Annotated in this window: 9 protein-coding genes and 1 pseudogene; 6 read left to right on the top strand and 4 right to left on the bottom strand. The window is 43.8% G+C overall.

Features of this window, described 5'->3' with window-relative positions; translation table 11 throughout:
- Positions 1-84: 84 nt before the first annotated feature.
- Positions 85-9252, bottom strand: coding sequence for a DNA/RNA non-specific endonuclease (locus JGK16_RS07235; protein WP_293202909.1), 9168 nt, complete (start codon positions 9250-9252; stop codon positions 85-87).
- A 659-nt stretch (positions 9253-9911) separates the two neighbouring features.
- On the opposite strand from JGK16_RS07235, the gene JGK16_RS07230 reads away from it, so the two are divergent.
- Together JGK16_RS07230 and JGK16_RS07225 are read left to right on the top strand one after the other, a co-directional pair.
- Positions 9912-10715, top strand: a complete 804-nt coding sequence (locus tag JGK16_RS07230) for a TPM domain-containing protein (protein WP_293186972.1) — start codon at positions 9912-9914, stop codon at positions 10713-10715.
- An 892-nt stretch (positions 10716-11607) separates the two neighbouring features.
- Positions 11608-12231 carry a precorrin-8X methylmutase gene (locus JGK16_RS07225; RefSeq protein ID WP_293186971.1) on the top strand — a complete coding sequence of 208 codons (624 nt, stop codon included), beginning with the start codon at positions 11608-11610 and terminating at the stop codon, positions 12229-12231.
- 74 nt (positions 12232-12305) lie between these two features.
- On the opposite strand, the gene bchI is transcribed toward JGK16_RS07225, so the two are convergent.
- Entirely contained in the window at positions 12306-13376 is a 1071-nt protein-coding gene (gene bchI, locus JGK16_RS07220; protein WP_293191882.1) for a magnesium chelatase ATPase subunit I, read from the bottom strand.
- A 271-nt stretch (positions 13377-13647) separates the two neighbouring features.
- On the opposite strand from bchI, the gene JGK16_RS07215 reads away from it, so the two are divergent.
- The 4 genes and pseudogenes from JGK16_RS07215 to JGK16_RS07200 form a co-directional block, all read left to right on the top strand.
- Complete coding sequence (locus JGK16_RS07215; protein ID WP_293191874.1) at positions 13648-14916, top strand: ATP-binding protein; 1269 nt, start codon at positions 13648-13650, stop codon at positions 14914-14916.
- Complete coding sequence (locus JGK16_RS07210) at positions 14909-15322, top strand: RloB family protein (RefSeq protein ID WP_293177796.1); 414 nt, start codon at positions 14909-14911, stop codon at positions 15320-15322. Before JGK16_RS07215 ends, JGK16_RS07210 begins: the two co-directional genes overlap by 8 nt.
- A 15-nt stretch (positions 15323-15337) precedes the next feature.
- Complete coding sequence (locus tag JGK16_RS07205) at positions 15338-15901, top strand: hypothetical protein (RefSeq protein ID WP_293177365.1); 564 nt, start codon at positions 15338-15340, stop codon at positions 15899-15901.
- A 612-nt stretch (positions 15902-16513) separates the two neighbouring features.
- A pseudogene (locus JGK16_RS07200) lies at positions 16514-16609 on the top strand (1,4-alpha-glucan branching protein domain-containing protein); the annotation flags it as partial.
- 107 nt (positions 16610-16716) lie between these two features.
- Here the strand turns inward: JGK16_RS07200 and JGK16_RS07195 are convergent.
- Entirely contained in the window at positions 16717-17391 is a 675-nt protein-coding gene (locus tag JGK16_RS07195) for a PEP-CTERM sorting domain-containing protein (RefSeq protein WP_293177368.1), read from the bottom strand.
- A gap of 73 nt (positions 17392-17464) precedes the next feature.
- Positions 17465-18490 (bottom strand): site-2 protease family protein, encoded by a 1026-nt coding sequence (locus JGK16_RS07190; protein ID WP_293177371.1) that lies wholly within the window; start codon positions 18488-18490, stop codon positions 17465-17467.
- Between the last annotated feature and the right edge of the window lie 422 nt (positions 18491-18912).

Raw genomic sequence — 18912 nt, 5'->3', positions numbered from 1 at the left:
TTTGATCTATATTACCTGTTTATCTTGCACTTTTTTCTCCCTCGCGCCATCTAAACCTATGCCACGCAATATGTGATTGATTTTTCAGCAAGCCCTACCATAACTGCCCGCAACAACGTAAATTTCTTGACCTTGTTGCGCGAGATTCCGCACCAGTTGTTCGACGTTATACCAAGCAGATGCTTGTGCGGGATCCTTTGAGTTCCCAAAAAATCGATTGTTGTCCACGCTTTGTGGAATCAAATTTGTTCCTAAAAAAGTAGCGAAGTTGTCTTTTTTGTGATTTGTTCGATCCCCTGAAGGAATTCCGTGACCTTGATCGAAACCCAAGCTGTAACCTTGAGGATTTTTATAGGAGCTAGTGTCAATTTTCGGCCATCCTTCTGGTAGTTGAGGATCCCCGACAAAGATCGTGGCGGGGCGGTCTAAATCACCTAGCCAGGATTTATTGACTTGCCAACTTATCCACGCAGGGTTGAGGGTACTGCGATCGTAAGATACTACGTATTGAGGTTTCTCAATTAGCAAGTTGGTGGTATTTGAATTGGTAAAGTTTGGTGGTTCTGAGTTGTACCTAGCTTCTGATGGATTGCCAAATTTAAGGTGATTACTCTTAAAGAAAACATCATCTAAATAAACCCTAGTATTCCCCTCAACTTCAAATCTTAGCTTGGCTACCTGACCTCGAAATCGATCTAGCTGATTGCTATCTACATGGAAAGTTTCAAACCCTCCTCTGCCAAAACCAATTTTGTCAATATCGCTTGCGTATGTCTCTAGTGAATTACCTGGATTTATTGCTAAATCGATTTCTTTGAGAAGATGACTGCCAGTACCAAGAATTGGTTGCCCTTGTGAATTAGTTTCCGGTTGAGTTTCCAACCAGACCTTAAGCTTTCCAGTGTTCCGATATGGCGCGTGGAGGTTAAACCGCAAGTCTCCCCATTCTGGCATCACAAAATAGTTGTGTACTATTTGTTTTGCCCCACCTAATCCCATTCTCAGAGCATAATTAGGCTGATTCTCATCGTATCCTATGGCATCTAAATAACCACTACCTATTAAGCCTTTTTCTAGGGTGTTCTCTTCTTGAACTCCGATTTTCAGCCAATCGACTAAGTGGGATTGTGAACCATCCTCAGATGAGCCATTAAATAAAGACCAGCCCGGGATAGTTTGAGCGTTACGTTGGAAAGCGATCGCATCAAAATTTCCATTAAACAAAGTCGGAACCGCATAATCACCCCGCATTCGAGTTCCGAAGGGCTTAGTGCTATCTGTGTAGGTATTATCTTCTAACACCGAAACCCGATTATTTAATTGAGAACCTCCACCTAAAACAGAGTTGAACCAACCCGTACCAATTCCTTCCCAAGGAGCTTTAGTATCGCCATGAGTTAAACTGGCATTCGTGTGATCAGGAGTGTACCAAGTCTTAGTAACATCAGCAATATTATTTTGCTCCAAATCGCCCAAGCGGCGGTAAATTGTGTCACCGTTTTCCGATGGCAGTTTGCTACCTGTGAGATTAGCAGTTCCCGCATACCAAGCCAAAGCCGCCCGATGGGAAGCACCTTCCCCGTCATCCGCCGTAAATCCAGCCCGCTCTCCTAAAGAAACATTCCAATCAGATTTCCAGTTCGTTCCAGAAAGTTCTCGCCCGTTAATTGTATTCCCAATACCCTTTGTTTGGTAGTAATTGTCAGCATAAGTGACATTATTCCACACCTTAATTTCCGGGTCGAGAATGTTAAGGTAAGGCCCAGAAAAAGAATTATTATCGTAATCGTAAGGGTCAATAGTCGTCATTTGCAGGTCGCGATTTGCCCGACTTGTACCTCCAGCATCAGGTAAAAACGTACCTAAACGCTGGACAATTTCACTATTAACAACAGCCCCCTGCCCGAAACCGATAAAGTGCAGTGGCGAGTTGAAAACCGCTCCTTGAGTGCGGATTAATTTACCGGTGCTATCATAAAGCTGACCTGGGCTACCGACACCACCACCCTTATTTAAATCCAATTGCACCATTGAAGCAAATAAAGTATCAGCCGCCGCCTCAGCAAAACCAGAATTATAAAGTTGCTTCGGCTCAATCCCATCCATCCCGTTCATCCCATCCATCCAATTAGCTAACAGCACTAAGGGTTTGCCATAGACAGGAGGCTGAAGGCTAGTATTAGATATCCAACTATTTCCTTGAGGAATAACAGACTGCCACTTACCAGTTGCCGACTGATATTTCATGACCGTACCGCCAGTATCAAAAATGTGTTTAGCAACTCCATTGATTTGCCCATCAATCAACTGGCTATTTTGGGAATTTCCGGGTTCTACACCCCGCGTTAAAACAGTAACGCTGCTGAAAGTATTACCACCAGAAATCGGAGTCGGCAGTAAAGTTTTAAACTTGTCGGTAACAACTTTTTTATCCCCTTTCTTCGTAACTGCTTCCACAGCCCAATGATATTCCTGACCCGCCGTCAACATTCGATCGCTAGAAAGAGTAAACTCCTTTGAAGAACCAGCCTTAGTTTTCCCATCCCAAGTCCACGTACCGTTTTCCCATTGAGCAGTCAGAACCCGATTCGGATTGTAATCTTTGTCGTCCTGCGAATTTAACCCATCCCACCTATCATCGGGCAACAAGCCCTTCCCTTGCGGAAAAACGCTTACATAAAGATTGACCTTCTCGACATCAGTATCAGGCTTAAAACCAGGAAGACCGCAGGGTTCATTCTCACCCTTCAAATCCCACTTAAAAGTAGGAGTTAAAGGATTGCTATCATTCTTGCTATCCCCGATCGGTCCTTTTAATTCCAACCAATTTTTAACAGAAGCGATCGCCAAACCTTTAGGATTTCCACCGATACCAATGGGAGCGCGTTTCGTACCATCCGGGATACCAAAACCAAAGTTATTAATCCAATTTCCTTCGATAATTTCGTAGTCGGCCGCAATACTGACAAGAGGGTTGATATCGTCAATAGGCACGCGGACGAGGTCGGCAGTTGTCGCATTTCGCTGATTGCTTGCCTGGAAACCCCAAGTATCCACACCCCTGTCGCGGGCGTCAAGCTTGTAATTACCCGGATTCTCTATAGCCTTAATCATTTGCTCAACATCGAAAACGTAGGAACTTCCTCCCAAACCGAAGGTGGGATAGGAAGCAATCAAATATTTGCCGTCACTCGAAAGCGCTAGGTTGTTAGTTAAGCTGCCCGGAATCGGTCGAGTCGCAGCCACCAATTGAGGATTGGGCCCCAGTGGGTTTGCGATAATGCCTATATTTCCACCCTCGCGCGTATTTATCTTTGCCCTAGAGTTGCGGCCGGCAACAAACGCATATTTCCCGTCTTGCGTTACTGTTACAGCCACTGCCTCGTTGACATCAAAATAGTCAGTGGCCACGCCCAGCGACAAAGGAGCGTAATCGACTTTAGCCCTAAAATTGAGGGGGTCATCAGACTCAATTTCGAGCACTCCGAAGCCCTTGCCGTCATCTTGAAGCTTTATCTGGTCCCCATTACTATCTATGGTAAGGACACTAGCAAGCCCGTTGGTAAACACCATTTTCTTGGGGTCGGAAGTAGCAGCTATGCCCTCTGTCTCCGATAGGGTGGGAATTACTTTAATCTGCTGGTGCCACTTCCGCTCGTTAGAGCCCTGAGCGCTCGGTTTGTCGGCGGGGTCAATGTTGACAGCGTAAATGCGGCGGTTAGGTGTTTGTTCGTTATTGTCGGAACCAGTAGCGAACAGTCGGCGCCCGTCGCTGCTGATAGCCAACTGGCTCAGTCCCAGGGGTGATGTGACGTTAATTGTCTGGATAACAGTATGATAGGTTGCTGAATTCGGGTTGATGTCGAGGACGTAGATGTTGGGGCGATTTTGGTCGGCAATGTAAGCGTAATTGTCTTTGGGGTCAATGACAATACCTTGCGGGCGAGCTCCCTGGGGCAAGGCAATCCCATCCACAGTTGCTGTTTGTGGATTAGTATCTATCTCTCGCAGTGCCATCAAATCCACTACCGAAACGCGGCCGGTATTCCGCATAGTCACGTAGGCGCGGGTAGCATTGTTGGTAGGGGCGATCGAATCGGGCCATTCTAATGGAATAGTGGGATCGCCTAGGAGAATGTTAACAGCAACCGCCAAGTTATCACTGGTCCGATTTTCAACAGTCGATGCAGCATTTCTGAGGTTGATAACGTTGATTCTGTCGCTCGAACGTTCTGCTATCAATCCCCATTCAAGGCAGGTAGGGGCGAGGCGGATATTTTCTTCACTTTCGAGTTCCACAATCTCGTAATCTGCCCCTCCGTGCCCGAAGCGCTTTTTCTGCTTTCTCGACACTACAATGCTGGATTCGCCGAGGGGTACGGTAATCGGAATTTTGACAGCAATTTTGTAGCTATTTTCTCCCAAATCGGTGTTTTTATCCGGTATCAATGTGCCTGGATAAGTTTTGTCGCCGACGCGGAAGCTGACTGTTAAGTCTTTAAATTCACCGCCTAAATCATTGGAATTATTCAGGAAGTTGCTGCCTGTCAGGACGACGGTTGGTTCGCCATTTTCCAACTTATATTCAGCGGATTGAAGCACTGGAGGTGCGAAGGGGTCTGCTGGGAATAGTGTGGGTATGTTTAGAGTGGCTGTGACGCGGGGAATCCCTTCTGGATCGAGTTCAACACCCGCCGGAGTGACTACAGGTAAACCGACTTCAGGAATGGCAATAATTTTCAATCCAGATTTCAGGTATTTAGCCAAGTAAGCCAGCAGTAAAATTGTAGCGGCGAATTGAGCTGTGGTGACGGCGGCTATACCGATTAAACCGGCATTGGCTGCTAAAAAGCTGTTTTGGAGACCGACATTTGTTGAGAGAAGGGAACCATTTGGGAGACCGACATTTGTTGAGAGAAGGGAACCATTTATATTGGAGGTGGTGAGCAACTTTTCCAATGCCAACTTCTGTAACTCCAGGTCCGGCATTGCTATCATCGCTATTTCGGCAGTCTCCAAAATACCGGTAAATGGTGGAGAATTAGTGCGAATAGTACCGCTGGCATCGACTACACCGGATTCTTGAATCAGCCAAATTGGGGAATAAATATTGTTAGCATCCGGCAGCGAACCTTTTCGCAGGAATAAAATTTCGGTACCAGGAGATAAGCCGGCAGGGGCAGGAATTGCTAATTGAGCGGGAATTTTCAAGGAGTTGTCGCCCAAGTCTAAATTGAAGCCTCCGGCGAACTGCAAACCGTCGGGAAGTTGTAGCGATAGATCATTGCTGGTTAGAGATGTCAAGCTAATAGCTGTATTTTCGGCAAGAGCACCGGGCGGCACCATCACAATTGAACCGTCACTGCCAGTAACTGCACCGCCATTTACTCCTAAAATTGTTCCGGCGATGGCGGGAAGGGAGACTCTTACTGGCACGACTTGTTCGGCGGCTCCGTGAATGACAGTGACGTTAGTAACTCCTTCTTTTATAGCGGTAATAACGCCGTCTGAATTCACTTGTAATAGGTTGGAGTTTCCGGGGAAATAGCGAGTTCCTGTAGAGCCGAATTTCAGATCGGGGGATTTGATGATATTTTCAATTCCTACTAAAAGCGAGCGTCCCATTCCGGCTGTCATTGTGACTGCTTTGGGATAGACATTCAAACCGTTAATCTCAGCTAGTGCTCCATTAAATTCTGCATCGTTGGTTGGGGCTGGCAATTTTCCAACTCGCACCGCTGTTACTGCTTGCAAGTTATTTCGAGATGCGCTCAAAATCGAAGTGCCGTTGACCAAACCTGTCACTTTACCCGTTGGATCAATTGGTGCTACTTCTGGATTTATTGAAGTGTAAGTTAGATAAGAATCTGGCAGGACTACACCTTTTTGGTCGGCAAAATCTCCGAGCACAATCAATTCCGTATTTTCTCCTGCATCCAGTCGGGGATTGCGCTTCACAAAATCTAGATTTAGCAGAGGAACATCGCTGACGTTGACTGTCACCCGCGCGGGCGTTGAACTCCCAAAAGCGTCGCTGGCAAGGAAATCAAAGCTGGCAATACCGGAGAAACCGGATGCTGGTTTAAACGATGCTTTGTTAGTTAAGGGATTGAAAATTACTGTGCCGTTTACTGGATTGAGGACGCTAATTGTCAGAGGGTCGCCCTCTGCATCTGTGGCAAGATTGTCTAATGAAATAGTTGTCTCTAATTCTGTATAAGTCCGAGCGCTTGTCGGCGAAACAACGGGCGGATTGTTGTCAGAATTCGGGGGATTGGCTTCGGCGAGCAATTGTTGTCCTAGGGGAGTATTTCGCCATTCTTTGTCAGGGTTGATGACTGTATCTAGCAGCGGTGCGTTTCCGGTTGCGCCACTAATTTTAAAGATTAGGTCATTGTAATCTCTGTCTGAGTTAGCGGATGACATATCTTCGAGGGCAAAGGTGTTACCGCTGCCCGTAATGTCGGCTATTTGTAGCAGATGAGCGGTATCGTTGGGATTGGCTGTGGCGATACTGAATAAGGGACGGTTTTCGGGAAACAAATCCCACAGCCAGGAGTATTGGAGGGATGATTGTACTGTACCGCTGGGTACGAACATGACGGCAAAAGTGTCTCCAGGGGTCATGTTGAAAGTTTTGATACCCTGATATTCTCCTGAACCGAAGTCGTATTCTCCCGGCATCGAACCGGTGAATTTTGCTCCTTCTGTACTGTCGCGGATTACAATGTTTCCTAATGTGGAATTAGTTAGGACTCTCCTAGCAGCTTCGGCGATGAATTCTGGAGTACCAGGTGTAAATGCTTCCATTCCTGAAAGACTAAAAATGCCGATTTCGCCAGTAAAGTAGCCGCCGTCAAATACATAGTCAAATTTGACTTGTCCTTGGTTATCTACAAGGAAAGTGCCACTGGGTGAATTGGCTGCTGCTGTTATTGAGAGATTTGTTGAGGGATTGGTATTGCTTTGGAAGTCGCCAGTACGCTGTGTTGAATTGGGTTGAGTGTCTGCAATATTGTCTGAAAGTTGAGCAGATTCTTCGGTTGCTGACAGTAGCCAACCGCTTGTCATCTCTGCGGATTTGGGCGCAATTTCAGGATCGGAATACGCTGGTAAAACAGCGACAGTTTCTGTGGGATTTGAATTGCTATTATAATTGTTTGAAGTGAGTTTAGGTGGGGATTTAAGAGTTGAGGGTGAAGCGCTTGTTTCGACTTCTGCTATCTGTGTCGTAACTGCTGCTGTCTCTGATGGAGTTGAGAAGAGTGCTGGGCTTTTCTCAGTTTCTAATTCCGCTGCTGTGAAGGAAACAGTAATGTTCCGTTCGATTGTATCAGCAGTGAATTCTGCTGTCGATACCGAATCGGTTTTTGTTGGCAATTCGCTTTCAATTTCTGATGTTATTTCAGGAAAAACGCTCTCATTTTCTACCGTAGCCGAATCGTTTTTTGTGGGAATAATTGACTCAATTTTTATTGGCAATTGTTCGGGTACGGTAGAAACGTTGGAGTTGCTTTGTTTGGGTAATTGTTCGCCAACGTTAGAACTGAGTAAGTCTATTTTTGCAGGAGACTTTTCCGCAATTGGAGCGATAACTGACTCTGTTTCTGCGGGAGGTTGAGAGATGCTGGAAGTTGCATCTTTGTCGGTTTTGATTAATTCAGCATCTGCTGATTGACTGACAATAGATTCTGTTTTAACTGGCTGTTTAATTTCCGAAACTGAGTCAGTATTGTTCGGAGTTTTTTCTGGGGTGTTAACTGCTGCTGTTGCTGTCGTCACCGTTACATTTTCACTGGCTGCTGTTTTTGGTATTGCAGCAGGTTCGATTTTTAATGGGTCAACTTTTCCTGTATCATTCTGTTTGTCAGTTAAAGATTGAGTGGCGGTTTGTACTGGCTTTTGTAAATCGGTTGATTTGACTTCTGCACTGATATTAGTGTTAGGTAAAACTGGGTTAGATGTGGCTGGGATTAATGGGGCTGTTGGGGGCTGTGTTGTCGGTGACTGTTGAGAATCTGAAATGGGTTTTTCGGTCGGTATTGCATCGACTTTTGGGGATTTTTTATCTGAGTCTATTTTGGCGGCAGCTTCGGTAATAGGAAGCTGTTTGTCTGAGTTTTTTGTTTCTGAAGTCTGGGCAATTGGAGCTTTTTTATCGGAGTCTATTTTGTCAGAAACTTCGGCAGTACGAGATTGTTCGCCTGAGTTGGCTTTCTCCACAATTGTGGAGTTTTGAGATTGCTTGTCTGAGTCTATCTTGTCGTCAGTTGTGGCAACTGGGGACTGTTTGTCTGTAGAGGTTTTATCAGTTGAGGGAATATTTGGACTAGCCGCAACAGTTTCGGTTGAATTTGTTACTGCAATTTTCTCGGATTTTTCTGATGAAGTTGTACTGCGATCTGGTATTATGGTTGATGCAGTTGCAGGTGATGTTTTTTTCGGCTCAGAGCGATCGGTTGATACAGTTGCAGGTGATGTTTTGTTCGGCTCTAAGTTGTCAACCGTTGATACAGTTGCAGGTGATGTTTTATTGGGTTCTGAATCACTTTTGAGTGTAGCCCCTGACGATAAAGATGTTTTGTTATCTTCGGGTTTTGAACTCGTTTCAGGGGTTGCGGGTAATGGTGTTTTTTCCGAAGCTTTTTCTAAGTTTGTGGATGTAGTTATAACGGGTAATGTTTTGTTATTTTCTTTTTCTGAGTTGGCAACTCCGGTTGGGAGTAATTGTGTTTTATTTTCAGGTAATTTATCACTTGCAGTGGTTGTAGCAGGTGTGGTTTTATTAATTTCTGAGTTACTGACTAACGAGCTGATTGCAGGTGGGTGAGGAACGGGTTTATTAGAGTCAAAAGGCTCGCTATTTGAGGCAGTTGGATTCGGGTTTGTCAGGGGATCTCCTAAGTCCGAGTCGAGTTTGCCAATTAGAAGGTCAATTTCAGAAGTGGTTGAATCCCTGGAGTAGCTGTTAGTTTTGGTGGCACTGGTTTTAGCAGAAGGTATGCTGTTAATATCGGAGGCTTTGTTAGTAATAAAAGCATCGGTTTCGGCTCGAATGAATTCGGATTGTGGCGGCTTTGCGGTTTCTATTAAGTTAGGTTGTTCAGAGTTTGATGAAGATCCGGGAGTTTGATATAATAAGGTTTTGTTAGTCTGAATTCCCGGCAGTTGTGGGGCAAAAGTTGGGGCTAGTCCGGGAATTAAGGATTCCACTTCTGTTAAAGGTTCTCTAATCGGGTCGGTTAAAGGCACTCTGGACACTCCTTGAAAAATGGTTAATTTCTTTTAAATCATTATTCAGCGGTTACTCATCATTATCGGGTAGACTCGATTATAAAGATATTCGGAAAAATACAGAAGTTCAGAGTTTTTTTGATGTTGCTAGTCTGTTATATTTGCCGTATATTTACTGATAGTTTTTAAAGTTATGCTAAATCTTTATGAAGGTAACTTTTTTCAGGCAGGAAAATACTTAAATAACCGATCGCACATCCGGTCTCTCTCTATTACTATCGGCTTGAAGTATTATTAATCCCAGATGTTGCACCAATATCAATAAGGGGCTTTTTTGTGGGTGGGGGCGGGTTTATTTAACCTGTCTGCACCCCTTAAAGCTTTTGGTGAACCCGCCCCTACAGGTTTTTGATTGCGGGTACGATATCTGGGATCGATACTCACCCGTCAGGAAATCGAGCTCTTGTTTAACGACGGTTTGCCCTGGATCGCGATCGCGCCCTCTACAGTTAATTGTCAGCCCCTTCCCCGATCGCAAACTTTCCTTCCCCGAACCCTTCCCCTTGCTCTCGGCTTCCTGTAAAGTAAATAATTGTAAAGAAATATGAGTTTTCTCTTATCCTCTGGTTAAGACCGCCAGCTAACATTCACAATTAAGACCCGGATTAGAATTTCCTATGTCACAGCTTTTCCCCCGCAAATTTCTAGCCTCTGCTGTCGCCTTTTTTCTGGCTTTGTCGGTGTGGACGATCGCACCTGCGGCCCATGCTTTCAACAATCCCGATTTGTTGCCGAAGACTCAGACGCCGATCATTGATTTAGCTAAAGCCCTTACGGATATTGAAGAAGAGGGTTTGGCAAAAAATTTAAACGCCTTTGAAGCCGAAACCGGTTGGAAGCTGCGAGTGCTGACTCAGTACGATCGCACGCCCGGTTTGGCTGTGAAAAGTTATTGGGGCTTAGACAATAAAAGTGTATTGCTAGTTGCTGACCCGCGCGGTGGCAATTTACTAAATTTTAATGTGGGCGATGCGCTGTATCCACTGCTGCCGCGGACTTTTTGGGTGGAACTGCAAACCCGCTACGGCAATCAGTTTTTTGTGCGGGACAATGGCGAAGATCGATCGATCATTGAATCTTTGGAGTCGATAGAAGGCTGTTTGCGTCAGGGCGGTTGTCGCGTAGTTCCAGGTTTGCCGAGGGAACAGTGGGTGCTGACTTTAATTACGTCGGTGCTGGGCGGCGTGATCTGCGGGTTTGCGGCTCAGCCTCGGAAACCGGGAGACGGTGTGTCTTGGCAGTGGGCGCTGATTTTTTCGCCGCTGTGGGGGATTCTGTTTTTGGCCTTCGGAATTGGGCCGGTGGTAACTCGGACTTCTGATTGGTTGCCTTTGGCCCGAAATGTTGCCGGTTTTGCGATCGGGGCTTTGGTAGCATTCTTGACTCCAGTATTGGGCAAGTCTCCTTCAGAAGAAAGTTAGTTTTTGATGAGTCATTAGTTATTAGTCATTAGTCATCAGTCATCAGTCATCAGTCATTAGTGTGACTCTTGGCGCTCTTTCATCACTCTCGAAAAATAAAAACCGCATCCAATCAATGAAACCCTACTAAATGGACAATTAGCGATCGCTTGGGCGATCGGAACCCATGCCTTGAACCCCGAGGGTGAAAGTCCTGCTCTATAAGACTTTCAGCTTTTACCAAAAAATGGGGTCTAAAGCCCCGTGCTTTGAGTATCGGCTTTTGGTATAATTATATTGGTTGGAAATCCCATGGTGGTGGCTTGTTAAGACTCCTTGAACCAGAAAGCAGAGTTGATATCTGCCAAATATTGGGTAGCGAAAGCCAAGAAAAACATAGCTAGGGGAAATAAGTTAAGTACCCAAAGAAACAAAAGCCATGATTAATTTAATCTAACAGTACCTAAGGGCATTAGGAATCTGCCTCGTTCGAGGGAAAGCATGGGGAGAAGACTGCCTCTACTATCAAAGGGAAGCCTGATATAGCAAGCCGACTTCTGTGAACCATGAATTAGAATCCCCGTCCGCGACGGTCGGGGAGTATGTCAAGGAATCTGGGGACCGCAACCAAGTTAACTCGTGAAAAACCCGGTTTCTCTGCCTCGCGCGCAAGTCCAAAGAAACCGGGTTTTTCACCTTTGTTGTCGGCTGTAACGAAGTATTGCTGTGAAAAAACCCGGTTTCTAGACACCCTGCGTAATTTCTGAAACCCTTGATTAGACTGCTTCTTCCTTCTTCCTTCTTCCTTCTCCCCTCTTCCTTCTTCCTTCTTCCTTCTTCCTTCTTCCTTCTGTTATGACTAAAAGCTGGTAAGCTGATACCTGACAACACACAGGCGACAGCTATCCAACAAATGGAATGGCACGTAAGCGATGCCCAGAGTCTGGGATTAATCGATAATGAAATTGGCGACCACGGTTTTTCTGCGGCGGAGTACGAAATAGTCCGCCGTGTGATATATGCGACTGCTGATTTTGAGTACAAGTCTTTAATTAGTTTTTCCGATCAGGCTTTGCAAGCTGGGGCGGCTGCTTTGGCTGCACGAACTACGATCGTAGTAGATGTGCCGATGGTACAGGTGGGCATTACGCCGCTGATCCAAAGTACCTTTGCGAATCCGGTTTACTGTTCGATGGATGCTTTGACGCGCCCTCAAAAGGAACGGACGCGGGCTGCTTGGGGGATTGAAACTTTGGCTAGACGCTATCCTGAGGGGATTTTTGTGGTTGGCCAGGCTCAAACTTCTTTGTCGGCGCTGGTGGATTTGATTGAGGCTGAGGAAATTCGACCGGCTTTGGTGATTGGAACGCCTTCGGGGTTTGTCGGGGTTGACGTGGCTAAGTCAAGGCTGCACGATTCGATGGTTCCTCATATTCGGATTGAGGGGCGCAAGGGTTCGGCGGTGGTTGCTGTGGCGATTGTTAACGGTTTGGTGGATTTGGCTTGGCAGGCCTATGGCCAAGAGGGGAACAGTTGATCGGGTTTATCAGAATTTAAAGCCGACTCGCAGAGGTTCCATTTGTTAAGATACTACTCTTGGCCATCGATGCTCTAAGCTTCGGTTGTTTCGAGGCCGAATACTCGATCGAACACTTTAGTCACTTTATAGCCGGAATCTATGGATTCGAGCGGGTCTTTCCGCAATCGGTGGCGCAAACACAGAGTCATTACCTTGCGAATATCGTCCACAGTGACTTCTGTTCGGCATTCTAAGGCGGCGTAAGCTTTCGCGGCCCGATTTGTGACCAAATCGCCTCGTAGCCCGTCTACGTCCAATTCCGCACAGACTTGGGAAATTTTGACTCGCAAATCGCGATCGAGATTTACGGATTTTAATCTTTCTTGGGCTTCCACCAATTTCTGCTGCATATCGTCTTGTTGGTGCTGATATTTGGCGAGAAACTCGGGCGGATCTTGGTCAAAACTCGATCGTTGTTCGACAATTTCTACTCTCAGATTAGGATCTTTTACAGTGCGAATTTCTGCGTGCATTCCAAATCTGTCAAGCAATTGCGGCCGCAATTCTCCTTCTTCTGGATTCCCGGAACCAATTAAAATAAACTTAGCTGGGTGGCGGATTGAAATCCCTTCTCTTTCAACTGTATTCCAACCGCTGGCGGCGGAGTCGAGCAAAACATCGACTAAGTGATCGTCGAGCAAATTGACTTCATCGACGTAAAGAATGCCGCGGTTAGCTTTAGCTAAAAGGCCTGGTTCAAAAGCTTTAACTCCTTCGGACAAAGCTTTCTCAATGTCGATCGTACCGCACACTCTGTCTTCGGTAGCGCCGAGTGGCAAGTCTACCATTTGTACTTTTTTGCGGGCGATCGGCATTGTACCGTGATGCAAAGTGCGATCGCGCACTTCATCGCTCATCAAATCTGGATCGGTGGGATGGCTGTTAAAAGGATCGTCAGCCACGACTTCAATTTCTGGCAGTAAATCTGTGAGGGCGCGGATTGTGGTAGATTTGCCTGTACCGCGATCGCCCATAATCATCACTCCGCCAATTTTGGGATCGATGACATTCAAAAGCAGCGCCAGTTTCATCTCTTCCTGGCCAACAATCGCAGTGAAGGGAAAAACAGCGCGGCGGGCTGGGGTAGCGGTAACGGTTGGCAGAGCGCCCGCATTTAGGTTATTGCTGACTTCGGCAGTAGGACTCACAATAAATTCTTTACTCTAATGACAGTCCTCTATTGTGACATACAGGGGTACATTAGTCGATCGAAGGTTGGCGATCGTCATGCCGAGTCGGTTTACAAAAGCTCATACACTCATATAATATCTTGTAAAGTCCGTCAAGAGTTATAATTATTGAGATATTTATCTATCTATTTCATTGGCAGATATTGGCTGAGTGATTCTATCTAATTAAAAGTTGAGTTCCTCTATGTTAATTGATTTTTCAGTCACTAACTTTAGGTCAATTAAAGAAGAGCAAACATTAAGTATGATTGCAGACTCTTCCAGCAGGAAGAATGAGAATACTTTTGTGCCGATCGAAGGCAATAAACTGCGATTGCTTAACTCGGCTGCGATCTATGGAGCCAATGCTTCTGGTAAATCAAATATTCTCAAGGCTTTACATAGACTTATTTCCTATATTCAGACTCTCAATATTGATGTCGATCATAAAATTCCTTATTACGAACCATTTAAGTTAGATGAATCGCGATTAAGCCAGCCTTCTATTTTTAAGCTGAGTTTTATTCTTGAAGGAATTATGTATGACTATCAAATTGCTTTTGATAGTCGAGAAGTTCATCACGAACAGCTAGATTTTTACCCTAAAAAAAGAAAGTCAAACTTATTCATTCGTACAAAAAATGAGGTCAAACGCGGTGATTATTTTCAAGACAAGCGCTCTTTTTCAAATAAAGCTTTAACTAAATATCCTTATTTATCAAAAGTCGCTCGTGAAGAACATGAACAAATGCAAAAAATCTATGAATACTTAAAAACCTATGCTTTTTTCCCAGCCTATGATAATCAAACAAAAAAATCATTAATACGTCATGTCAACCAATCATTACAAGGAGATGAAAAACTGAAAAAGAAATTAAGTAAGCTCATCCAAATTGCCGACACTCATATCGATAGAATTAATATTGAGGAAAAATCAATGACTTCTGAATTTGATGAAGAGATGCCAGAGGATATTAAAAATTTAATAATGAGTGATAAATATGAGGTATTTGCAGTTCACAAAACATTTAAAAATAATGTGTTTACTGGTGAAAGTGAATTTTCATTTTTTCATGAAGAATCAATAGGAACTATGACACTTTATACTATTGGCACTCTAATTTTATTTATTTTAAATGAAGGTCATATTCTAGTTATTGATGAATTAGATAATAGTTTACATCCCAAACTGTGTAAGTTTTTAATTAAGTTATTTCACCATCCGTCAACTAATCCCCGTAATGCCCAACTAATTTTTGCTAGCCATGAAACTACATTGCTCGATCGAGAATTGTTAAGAAAAGACCAAATATGGTTTACCGAAAAAAATAAATATGGTGAAACACAACTCTTTTCTGCCCAAGACTTTGACAAGGTAAAAGGTGATGAACCTTTTGACCAATGGTATATGCAAGGTAAATTTGGTGGTCAACCTAATATTAAAGAAGTTGAATTTATGTTTGGTGATGAATAAAAAAAGAGAGAATAAACGAAAACAGTTAAAGCAGTCGATCTACATAGTATGTGAAGGAACTAATACAGAACGAATTTACTTTGAGGAGATTGCTCAACAAGATGATGTGTTTGAGAAATATGCGGTCAAAGTTTATCCAAGTGAAGAAGACCAAATCAAAGCAGCAAAAAAAGAAGGTGAATCTATTAAAACAGATGCGATGAATCTGGTCAAACTCGCCAAACAAGAAATAAATAATTATGATGAAGTTTGGGCAGTTTTTGATAAAGATGGTTATACCAAACACGAACAAGCATTTTCAGAAGCCAAGAAACATGGTGTGAATCTTGCTTTTTCAAGTATTGCCTTTGAGCATTGGATTTTATTGCATTACGAACAGTATCGAACTGCTTTCCCTAAGTCCTAAAATGTTATTGATTACTTGGAACAATCAGATTATTTTACAGGCTATGCTAAAAAAGCAGATATTTTAATTTATTCTAGACTTAAAAGCCTGACTAAAACAGCTATTGAAAATTCAGCATGGTTACGGATGAAGATGGCACAAAATTTAGCTGCTTGCGATCATAAAATCTATGAATTAAATCCTTATACCACTGTAGACAAGTTAGTCATAAAGCTTTTAGATTTGAATCCTGTAACCTATGGAGTTATTAACGAAACACAGAAAATTAGCGATATTAGTATCACGGTTAATGCTGTTCAGCACAACTGTGGAATAATAAAGTTGAGTGTTAGTATTCTCAATGACAAAAACATTACCTATTTAGTTAACAATGACAGCGGTCACTTTTATATAAGAGATGAAGATCAAAATAAATTTCAACTTGCTCTTGATAATCCAATAATAATTGAACCAAGTTTAACTCAAGATATTATCTTAAAGTTTGAAATATTTTCCGCAACGGGGACTTTAAGATTTCATTTTAGTCCTAAGCCGAATGAAATACTAATTATTGCCCTTGACAATGTAACTGAACTGTAAAAAAACTATCACCCTGACAACAACTCGCTATCTCCCAGATAACCAACGCCTTTCTTGCGTCAGCCAAACTACCAAAAATTGTTCCGATGATAGCGCACGATCGCACTTACCTCCGATCGACTTTCAATTTTATAATCTTGGACGCAGGAGTGGTCAGAAACCGGATTTTTTCGAGAATACTCGATCGCAGTGCACAGACTCCGCCAAAAACCCGGTTTCTTTGGTAAATGCGTAAGTCTGTTTCTGCAAAACCCAAGCGCAACTAAGATTTGCGGCATTTACATGACAAATTTGGGCGGGCAGGATGCCCACCCCACAAGAGTTTGCAGCAAAGTTACCACCGATGTTAACTCAGGGTAGATGGTAGAAGAAGGGCGATCGCGCAACCCTAATGTAAACTAATGTAACGCTTTTCCGGATTTTGCATAAAAACCTCAAGTTCCCACAGATATATATTTGAGGGCATTTTCCAGCAACTATTTTTCAGGGGTACACATGGCTGAACTTAACATCGGGGCATTGACTGACAGCAAAACCTACACAGGTAGTGTTGACAGTAAAAATATTTTTGACCTTTATCCATTTAACATCAAAAATCCCGGAAGTTTGCAAGTTAAAGAAGGCAAAGTCGATTCTGGCTGGCTGGAGAAGGTTCAGGAGATAGATCGCATCTTCCCTGAGATTAATTATCGCATTTATCGATCGCTTGAAGTTACCCAAAACAGATGCAGACGGCGGTTGAAACCGCGTCTACACGAACAAAGTCTGCCTCCGCAGACTGAAGAAAATAACGTAATTTTAACCGCTAGGTCTTCTTATCTTTTTGTTCGTCTTTTCTTCCACAATAAACCCATTCCCGCCGCCACAAACGTACCAGCCACCGTCATCGGTTCCGGCACAGGTTCATACTCATAAGTTACACTAGCAGCAATATCCGCCGACACCTTACCGCCAAAACTACCTCTAGCAGGACTCCCCAGAATTTGAGTTAAACCAGTTGTCGCCACACCAGCAGTAAAAGTATCACCATCGCAGCCAGTTAAAGCACTCAAAAACTGCGGCAAATCATAACTTTTCGACACGCTACCAGAACCAAAACCGCTAACACTTCCCGTACCACCGCTAGCAATCTTCGTTTCCGGCGGACTAGCCAAAACACTCAAAGTCAAATTCGGGTCAGTTTTCAACAGCCGAATATTCACAGCAATATTAGCATTAGTTGCTGCCGTTCCCGTAAAATCTCCAGTCAAAGGAGTAATGCTGACACTATTATTAACAGTAGACTTAACCGTAACATAAGCCTTCAACAGAGTACCCAACAGCGAATTAAACTTCGGCAAAACCACATTCGTACTGCTATTTAACGGCTGCGAATCCAGATTCACAGTATAAGTTTGACTCAGAGTAGCAGCTTCTACGGAAAAACATTGACTAACAACCGCAAAACTCAAACTTCCGCCAACAATTCCCAACCTTTGACAAACATTCATATCAGTAAACCCCTAACTAAAAAAATCAACAACATTTTGTGGTACGGGCGTCTCGCCCGTGATTAATCTGCGGTTAAAAACTCCAAACCCGCAAAACCCAGTTTCCCAGCAAGGAGATTAAATAACTCAAAGCAAAAACAGTATAAATGATACTCAAAGGCGCATAAGCTGCCAAAACCAATCTATCACTTGATTCTGCCTCAATCTCCTCCCTCCGCAATAAATCCATATAAAAATCAAACGACTTTTGACGCAGATTGTTAATGCCAGTTCCTGCCACTAACAAATAATAACCATCAAATCGGTTGAGGGGATTCAAATTAATTGCTACAGTCAGCAAAGCCGCCACCATCAATAAATAACTAATTTGATGACAGACAGGATTCGACTGCGAAAACAGCCAAACCCAAACAGCAAACGCCCAAATTGTTACTTGAATCAAAACTCCCGCAGCCACGACTAAAACCCGCTGTTTTCGCTTGACTAAACTGTATTGGTCGCTAGTATCTGTATAACATCCAGGAATGAAACACATAAATAACAATCCAATTTCTTTAACAATACCGCCGTAATGTTTGAGCGTGAAAGCATGACCGAGTTCGTGCAAAGATATTACCAGGATTGTCAGCAACACAAATGTGATAATAGTCTCAATTTTTCCGGCTGTCCACAACTGCTGGTGCGAGACAACAACTTCCGCCGAGGAACCAAACCAGGCTGCTGCGGAAGATGCGATGAAAGCGCACAGGAAAAATCCAAACTCCCACGTCCAAATCCAGCGCAATTTGTCGATATGCTGCGACAGCCAGACATCGGGATTGACTAGGGGAATTGTGAAAGATAGAAGATTGAATTTGGCTTTCGGGGCTTTTGTGCCTTCTAGCATTCCCGTTTGTGCTAAGCTTCTCAACAGATTTTGCACATCTTCTAAATCGATGTTGTATTCAGCGAGAGTGTTAGTTACGGGTTGTTTGCTTAGTTGCAAGATTACCTGTTTGTCAAAGTCGTCAACTTCCATGAAAGTCATGTCTTCGGGATTGCGAAGTATCCAATGACCGTCTGGATGAGCTATCCACTGCACCGCTGATTTGAGTTCCATAGCATATTGTTACTTTGGCTGACAAAGTGCGATCGACTAAATAAGAATTATGCCTTGGTAGGCTAAAAGATCGATCGCCCCTAGCGCCTGTTTTCAAATTTCCCCTTTCCCCGTTAAATTCAGATCCCCCTAAATCCCCCTTAAAAAGGGGGACTTTGAGGAGGACGGCTTTTGTTGTCCCTCTTTTTTTAGAGAGCAAAAGTGCGATCGCCCTAAATCTTGCTGAAAACATAAATTTTCCAAGCAATATGTGCCCTGTTTCAAAGAAGCAGGGAAACGGGAGAGTAGTTTTTGAAGAAGCTTTGGTGATATTTGCTAGGGCTTCAGACCTCATTCCAAATTTCACCTCTCGGTTCATATTATCAGAAATCATAAAAAAAGCAAGGGCAAATTCTAACTATTTTTGGAATGTAGCGCTGGCG

The sequence above is a fragment of the Microcoleus sp. PH2017_09_SFU_O_A genome (genome assembly GCF_020738625.1).
Classification (GTDB): domain Bacteria; phylum Cyanobacteriota; class Cyanobacteriia; order Cyanobacteriales; family Microcoleaceae; genus Microcoleus.
This window is presented reverse-complemented; position numbering and strand designations above follow the sequence as displayed.

Coding starts and splice junctions, on each gene's coding strand:
- JGK16_RS07225 (WP_293186971.1), top strand. CDS start 11,608: ATGGAATGGCACGTAAGCGATGCCCAGAGTCTGGGATTAATCGATAAT.
- JGK16_RS07190 (WP_293177371.1), bottom strand. CDS start 18,490: ATGGAACTCAAATCAGCGGTGCAGTGGATAGCTCATCCAGACGGTCAT.
- JGK16_RS07210 (WP_293177796.1), top strand. CDS start 14,909: ATGAATAAAAAAAGAGAGAATAAACGAAAACAGTTAAAGCAGTCGATC.
- JGK16_RS07195 (WP_293177368.1), bottom strand. CDS start 17,391: ATGAATGTTTGTCAAAGGTTGGGAATTGTTGGCGGAAGTTTGAGTTTT.
- JGK16_RS07230 (WP_293186972.1), top strand. CDS start 9,912: ATGTCACAGCTTTTCCCCCGCAAATTTCTAGCCTCTGCTGTCGCCTTT.
- JGK16_RS07215 (WP_293191874.1), top strand. CDS start 13,648: ATGTTAATTGATTTTTCAGTCACTAACTTTAGGTCAATTAAAGAAGAG.